This is a genomic window from Prevotella sp. CAG:255 (assembly GCF_000431195.1).
Lineage (GTDB): Bacteria > Bacteroidota > Bacteroidia > Bacteroidales > Bacteroidaceae > Prevotella > Prevotella rara.
In genome coordinates, this window is the sequence record NZ_HF986762.1 from 43,044 (window position 1) to 49,833 (window position 6,790).

The following is a 6,790-nucleotide window of genomic DNA, read 5'->3' on the forward strand; positions in this document are numbered from 1 at the left end:
TAAGAAAGAAACAGATATAACAAACATATACGAATATGGAAAACAGAAAACTACGCGTTGCCATAACGCACGGAGATACTAACGGCATAGGGTATGAAATAATATTCAAGACATTCTCTGAGCCGGCCATGCTTGAATTATGCACACCTATCATCTACGGCTCGCCCAAGGTGGCAGCCTATCACCGCAATGCTCTCGGCATTCAGGGCAACTTCACCATAATCAACTCGGCTGCCGAAGCCCACAACAACAAGGTGAATCTGCTCACCACTTTCGACCAGGAGATAAAGGTTGACCTTGGCAATCCGTCTAAAGAGGCAGGCATGGCATCGCTCGCAGCTCTCGAAAAGGCAATGGCCGACTACAAGGAGGGACTGTTCGACGTGCTCGTAACGGCACCTATCAACAAGAACAACATACAGAGCGACGACTTCCATTTCTGCGGCCACACCGAATATATCGAGGAGCGTGCAGGCAATGGCGACAAGGCTCTCATGATATTGCTCAACGACATGCTGCGCGTGGCTCTTGTAACCACACACCTCCCCATCAGAGACGTTGCTGCGGCTATAACCAAAGAGAGCATCATAGAGAAGGCAACGATATTCCACAATTCGCTGAAACGCGACTTCCGAATCTCTAACCCGCGCATCGCCGTGCTGGCGCTCAATCCTCATGCAGGCGACGACGGACTGCTGGGACGCGAGGAGCAGGAGGTTATCATACCGGCCATCAAGGAGCTGTCTGACAACGGCATACGTGCCTTCGGACCATACGCAGCCGACGGCTTCTTCGGACATGAGAGCTACACTGCATTCGACGGCGTACTGGCAATGTATCACGACCAGGGCCTGGCTCCGTTCAAGTGTCTCGACCTCGGCAACGGCGTCAACTTCACAGCCGGACTGCCTATCGTGCGCACATCGCCCGACCACGGCACGGCTTACGACATTGCAGGCAAGAACATGGCAGACGAAAGCTCTTTCAGAAATGCCATATACCTCGCACTCGACGTCTTCCGCAACCGCATCGAATATGACGAGCCTTTCAGCAATCCGCTGAAGAAGCTCTATCACGAGAAGCGTGACGACAGCGAGAAGGCACGATTCTCTATAAACAAGTTTAAGGAACAGGACAATAGCGGCGACGACAAAAACGCCAAAGAGGAATAACTTCAGGTGAGACATCTTGATTCGGCATGGCTGGCAGCTTGACTTTAGCGCAGAGCATGGACACTGACAAACAGATGACCAGCCCCGAAAATCTGCAAAAATAAGTCATAAAGGCGACGGCATCGCCTTTATGACGACAGAAAGACAGGCTGCAGACGCAAGGACAGGCATCCGGCTGCGCTCCGGCATGGCCGTGCTTAACATAAACTCACTTATAATAAACCGCATCGTCTGATTACACAGTGCGATGAAATGCCTGGCGGGCAATATAAAAGATTAAATATGAAAAAGAAATATCAGAACGCATTTTTTGTGTTCGGAATAGTTGTGCTCATCATCATGATAACACAACTCGACTTCAAACAGGTGTGGGACGGCCTTCAGCATGCCGGCTACTGGTTTTTCGCCGTTGTGGCCTTATGGGCCTTTCTGTATATATTCAATACCGCCACATGGTATATTATAATAAGGAGCGGCTCTGACGAGAAGCCCAAGATCAACTTCTGGTGGCTCTACAAGATTACCGTTTCGGGCTTTGCCCTCAACTACGCCACGCCCGGCGGACTCATGGGCGGCGAGCCTTACCGCGTGATGTCCTTGTCGCCTAAGATAGGCACAGAGCGTGCCTCGTCGTCGGTCATACTTTATGCCATGACCCACATATTCAGCCATTTTCTGTTCTGGCTGCTCTCCATCCTGCTCTTTCTGCTCACCGAGAAGGCAAACTTCGTAACGGGCATTGTCCTTGCGCTCTCAGGCGCATTCTGCATCCTCGGCGTATGGTTCTTCATCAAAGGCTATCAGAAGGGCATGGCCGTAAGGATAATGAACCTGATAAAGCACATCCCGGGCATAAAGAAACGCTCGCGCAACTTTATCGACAAGCATAAGGAACAGCTCGACACCATCGACCGCCAGATTGCGGCACTTCACCGTCAGAACAAGAAGTCGTTTGTCTCTGCCGTAATGCTAGAGCTTGTCTGCCGCTTCCTTTCTGCATTCGAGATTCTTTTTGTACTGCGCGTCCTCACACCAGATGTCAGCTTTGCCCCATGCGTGCTTATCCTGGCCTTCACCAGTCTTTTCGCCAACCTTCTGTTCTTCATTCCCCTTCAGCTCGGCGGCCGTGAGGGCGGCTTCATCATGTCCACCGCCAGTCTCGCCATGTCTGCCAGTGCCGGCATCTTCGTAGCCCTTATAGTGCGCATCCGCGAACTCATCTGGACCGCAATAGGACTGCTTTTAATAAAGCTCGAGAAGAAGAACACAGGAGAAGCCGTAAGCGAGAAATCAAGCAACAATAGCCCGGCTTTTTAAGTGAAAAACGAAAAGTGAAGAGCGAAAAATCCAATTGCTTTGTTGGGTATTATCATTTGGAGTTAGAGTAGTTAAAGTAGTTATAGTAGTTAAAGTCATATGCCTTGTGGATTTTTTCAATGTGTTACGATCGATAATAATCAACAAGACTAATGTGCCGGCGGATCTGCAATTGTCGTGCAAGTGAGAGCAGAAGCAAATTATATTTGGTTATGCCGAGTGCAGCCGACAATCAATAGAATTAATCTGCCGGAATTAAATATAAGAACCGAAGGTCAGCGCAGCTAATTTCCTGATCCGCTAAAAACACCGCTGATTTACGAAGTGAATAATGAAAAATCCAATGATAATTTTGCATTAAAAATATAAGGCGATGTCAAATAGGAAGTAATCAGATTGCAAATCTTTATAATCAATTCCGGAGTTATGATGTAATGCCACATAGGAAGTAATCGGATTGAAAAATCCTTATATTAAATTCCGGCGGAGCGCAGATCCGCCGGCACATTAGCCCTGTTGATTATCATTTTCGTAAAATAAGTGAGTTAAGCTAATCCGAAAGCAAGCACAATAGCGAACGTAGTGCGTGTACTTCACCGATTATTGTCAATTGTATTACATTGAAAAGAATCAACAAGGCATATGACTCTAACTCCTAGCTCACCTTAGTGAGCGATAACTACTATAACTCCTTTAACTACTCTAACTACCGACAATCCCCCTCAAAACACGTGATATAACTAAAATTACATTAAAAATGCAATGCATCGGTGTTATATAAAATAAATTATGTAACTTTGCAGAATAAATGAACACTTCTGAATTACAGAAAGTAAAACAGCGTTATAATATCGTCGGCAACTGCGACGGATTAAACCGCGCCATCGATGTGGCCATGCAGGTCGCACCGACAGATCTCTCTGTACTCATAATCGGCGAAAGCGGTGTGGGTAAAGAGATTATTCCACGTATAATACACGACAACTCTCCGCGACGCCGCGAGAAATATTTTGCCATCAACTGCGGATCTATCCCCGAAGGCACGATAGACAGCGAACTGTTCGGCCATGAGAAAGGCTCATTCACCGGCGCCATCGGCGAAAGCGAAGGCTACTTCGGCGTTGCCAACAAGGGCACAATATTCCTCGACGAGGTTGGCGAGCTGCCAATGGCCACACAGGCACGACTGCTCCGCGTTCTCGAAACAGGCGAATACATACGCGTGGGAGGACAGAAGATAATGAAGACAGACGTCAGAATTGTCGCTGCCACCAACGTCAACATGCGCAAGGCCATCAGCGAAGGCCGTTTCCGCGAAGATCTGTATTACAGGCTCAACACCATTCCAATACAGATACCGCCGCTGCGCGACCGCGGCGAAGACATTCTGCTGCTGTTCCGCCTCTTTGCCATGCAGATGGCCGAGAAATATCATCTGCCCAAAATAACCCTTTCTGACGAGGCCAAATATATAATGCTTAAATATAAGTGGCCCGGCAACGTAAGACAACTGAAGAACATCACAGAACAGATGTCCGTGTTAAGTCAGGAACGCGAAATAAGCGGCGAGGCAATACACAAGTTCATCCCTGAGGACGCCGAGAGCACACAGCTGGCAACGATAAGCTCGCCCGGAAGCCACTCTTACGAGAGCGAACGCGAGATTTTATATAAGATTCTTTATGAGCTACGCGGCAACGTAAGCGACCTGCGCCGCGACATGAACAGTCTGCGCAAACAGCTCGACGCTGCACGCAGCGCCACGGTAGACACGTCAGCCTCTAACCTGCCGTCTATCATTACAGACCAGCCGTCGGCAACCATCAGCTCACCCGCACGCACAGCGGCACCGACCGTACAAGACGCCGTGGCTGAAGAGATATCTGAGCCCGAAAGTCTTAATCTTGAAGACATAGGACGTCAGATGGTTGAAAAGGCTCTTGAACGCAATGGCGGCAACCGCAAGAAGGCGGCTCAGGAACTTGGCATTTCCGACAGAACATTATACAGAAGAATAAAGCAGTACGGACTGGAGAAATAATGTCCTACGGCCAACGATATGACAAGAAGCTCATATTAAGCAACAAACATTTACAAAGCGGCAACAAACAACTTATGCGAATCAATCATATAAAGACAGCACTATTAACCGTCATGATGCTACTGCTGGTGTCATGCAGCGTGTCATATAAGTTCAACGGAGCAAGTATCGACTACACCAAGACCAAGACAATACAGATAGCCGACTTCCCCATCCGCTCAAGCTACGTATGGGCTCCTATGGCCAGCATCTTCAACAACCAGCTTAAGGACGTGTTCGCCAACCACACACGCCTCATTCAGGTAAAGCGCAACGGCGACATGAAGATTGAAGGCGAAATAACGCAATATTCGCAGCGCAACAAGGCCGTAACGGCTGAAGGTACATCGGCACAGGCAGAGCTGTCGATGACGGTGAACGTAAGGTTTACCAACAATGCCAACCACAGCGAGGACTTCGAAAAGCAGTTCACTGCCACGTCTACATTCGAGACTACACAGTCGCTCAACTCTGTTCAGGAAGAACTCGTAACACAGATGGTTGAAGACATCACAGATCAGATATTCAACGCTACAGTAGCAAACTGGTAACAAGCAGACCATATGAACATAGACCTCGAGCAGCTAATAAGGCATCCGGAACAGATGGACAAGGAAACGCTCTACGACTTGCGTTCCCTCCTTGCTCTGTATCCCTATTACCAGCCGGCCCGTTTGCTGTTACTGCAAAACCTGTATCTTCTTCACGACCCTTCGTTCGACGAGGAGCTGCGCCGCTCTGCCGTCTACATCACCGACCGCAAGGTGGTGTTCAATCTCGTGGAGGCTGCACACTACAAGCTGCGCACCACACAGCAGGAGAAGAAGACTGAGAAAGACAATAAAAAAGAGGCCGAAGGCGGCAACAGAACCATATCGCTCATAGAGCAGTTTCTCGACACCATACCCGAAGACAAGAAGGAAGAGGAAAACAAGGAGCGCAAAAAGAAGCGCAAGCCCACACCTGCCGACGCTGCCATCGACTATGTGGCCTATCTGCTTGATACTGAAGGCGACACAGACGACACACAGCAGCCCGTCATGAAGGGACAAGACCTCATAGACAACTTCATCAACAACGAGAACGGAAAAATAGAACTGAAGGACGAGCCCGAGTATGTGCCTGAAATAGAGGACAACGACAAAAAAGAGGGCGACGAGAACTATTTTACCGAGACTTTGGCGCAAATTTACATAAAACAAGGCCGATATTCAAAGGCATTGGAAATTATTAAGCGTTTAAATTTGAATTATCCAAAAAAAAATGCTTACTTTGCAGACCAAATCCGATTTTTGGAAAAACTGATAATAAATAATAAATATAAATAAAAGAAAATGTATACATTATTCGTAATCTTAATCGTGCTGGCAGCACTGCTCATGATAGGCATCGTGCTGATCCAGGAGTCTAAAGGAGGAGGACTTGCGTCAAACTTCTCATCATCAAACCAGATCATGGGTGTGCGCAAGACCACTGATTTCATTGAGAAAACAACATGGGGACTTGCAATAGCCATGGTTGTTCTCAGCGTTGTATGCGCTTATGTTGCTCCTAAGGCAACAACATCTGAGAGTGTTATCGAGAAGGCTGCAACAGAACAGCAGCAGACTAACCCGACAAACCTTCCCGGATTTGGCGCTAGCCAGACACAGAAGGCAGCTCCGGCTAAGGCTGGTAACAATGCTCAGAAAGCTGACCAAAAAGCAGCTCCTGCAGCGCCTCAGGCTCCTAAAACACCGGCAAATTAAACAAAAAGCAAAAAAAATACGGGATTTATTTGGTAGTTTAAAATAAATCCCGTACCTTTGCACTCGCTTTAAGACATTAAGCAACTAACACGGTGGATGTAGTTCAGTTGGTTAGAGCGTCAGATTGTGGTTCTGAATGTCGTGGGTTCGAGCCCCACCCTCCACCCAAAACGGAATTCCTAAACGGAGTTCCGTTTTTTGTTATTAGAGGTTGAAGTAATTCATAATTGGATTAAACCGAACGACATTTCATAATTAGCTGCGCTGAACCACGTTCCACAATTAGCAAACACAGAACTGGATTTCATAATTGGATTAAGCAAAACCACGTTGCATAAGCACTACGTTTGCTAATGTGCCGGCGGATCTGTGCTCCGCCGGAATTGAGTATAAAGATTTGCAATCTGATTACTTCCTGTTTGACTTCACCTTATATCTTTAATGCAAACTTAGCATTAGATTTTTCATTACTC

The 6,790-nt window shown here is 47.5% G+C and carries 6 protein-coding genes and 1 tRNA gene; all 7 read left to right on the forward strand.

Annotated features, from left to right (window positions below; translation table 11 throughout):
- Nucleotides 1–35 precede the first annotated feature (35 nt).
- The 7 genes from pdxA (at nucleotide 36) to QVO66_RS00895 (ending at nucleotide 6,484) form a co-directional block, all read left to right on the forward strand.
- Nucleotides 36–1,172, forward strand: coding sequence for a 4-hydroxythreonine-4-phosphate dehydrogenase PdxA (pdxA, locus tag QVO66_RS00865; RefSeq protein ID WP_021853479.1), 1,137 nt, complete (start codon nucleotides 36–38; stop codon nucleotides 1,170–1,172).
- Nucleotides 1,173–1,454: 282 nt separating this feature from the next.
- Nucleotides 1,455–2,489 (forward strand): lysylphosphatidylglycerol synthase transmembrane domain-containing protein, encoded by a 1,035-nt coding sequence (locus tag QVO66_RS00870; protein ID WP_021853480.1) that lies wholly within the window; start codon nucleotides 1,455–1,457, stop codon nucleotides 2,487–2,489.
- Between the two features lie 808 nt (nucleotides 2,490–3,297).
- Complete coding sequence (locus tag QVO66_RS00875) at nucleotides 3,298–4,530, forward strand: sigma-54 interaction domain-containing protein (RefSeq protein ID WP_021853481.1); 1,233 nt, start codon at nucleotides 3,298–3,300, stop codon at nucleotides 4,528–4,530.
- Nucleotides 4,531–4,604: 74 nt separating this feature from the next.
- On the forward strand, nucleotides 4,605–5,120 hold the full coding sequence (locus QVO66_RS00880) for an LptE family protein (protein ID WP_053399317.1): 516 nt from the start codon (nucleotides 4,605–4,607) through the stop codon (nucleotides 5,118–5,120).
- Nucleotides 5,121–5,138: 18 nt separating this feature from the next.
- On the forward strand, nucleotides 5,139–5,897 hold the full coding sequence (locus QVO66_RS00885) for a tetratricopeptide repeat protein (protein WP_125105318.1): 759 nt from the start codon (nucleotides 5,139–5,141) through the stop codon (nucleotides 5,895–5,897).
- A 6-nt stretch (nucleotides 5,898–5,903) separates the two neighbouring features.
- Complete coding sequence (gene secG / locus QVO66_RS00890; RefSeq protein ID WP_021853484.1) at nucleotides 5,904–6,317, forward strand: preprotein translocase subunit SecG; 414 nt, start codon at nucleotides 5,904–5,906, stop codon at nucleotides 6,315–6,317.
- Between the two features lie 91 nt (nucleotides 6,318–6,408).
- Nucleotides 6,409–6,484 (forward strand) — tRNA-His (locus QVO66_RS00895).
- The last annotated feature ends 306 nt before the right edge of the window (nucleotides 6,485–6,790 follow it).

Bases quoted from the DNA above. Each gene is read 5' to 3' on its own strand.
- pdxA (WP_021853479.1), top strand. From the start codon at position 36: ATGGAAAACAGAAAACTACGCGTTGCCATAACGCACGGAGATACTAAC.
- QVO66_RS00870 (WP_021853480.1), top strand. From the start codon at position 1,455: ATGAAAAAGAAATATCAGAACGCATTTTTTGTGTTCGGAATAGTTGTG.
- QVO66_RS00875 (WP_021853481.1), top strand. From the start codon at position 3,298: ATGAACACTTCTGAATTACAGAAAGTAAAACAGCGTTATAATATCGTC.
- QVO66_RS00880 (WP_053399317.1), top strand. From the start codon at position 4,605: ATGCGAATCAATCATATAAAGACAGCACTATTAACCGTCATGATGCTA.
- secG (WP_021853484.1), top strand. From the start codon at position 5,904: ATGTATACATTATTCGTAATCTTAATCGTGCTGGCAGCACTGCTCATG.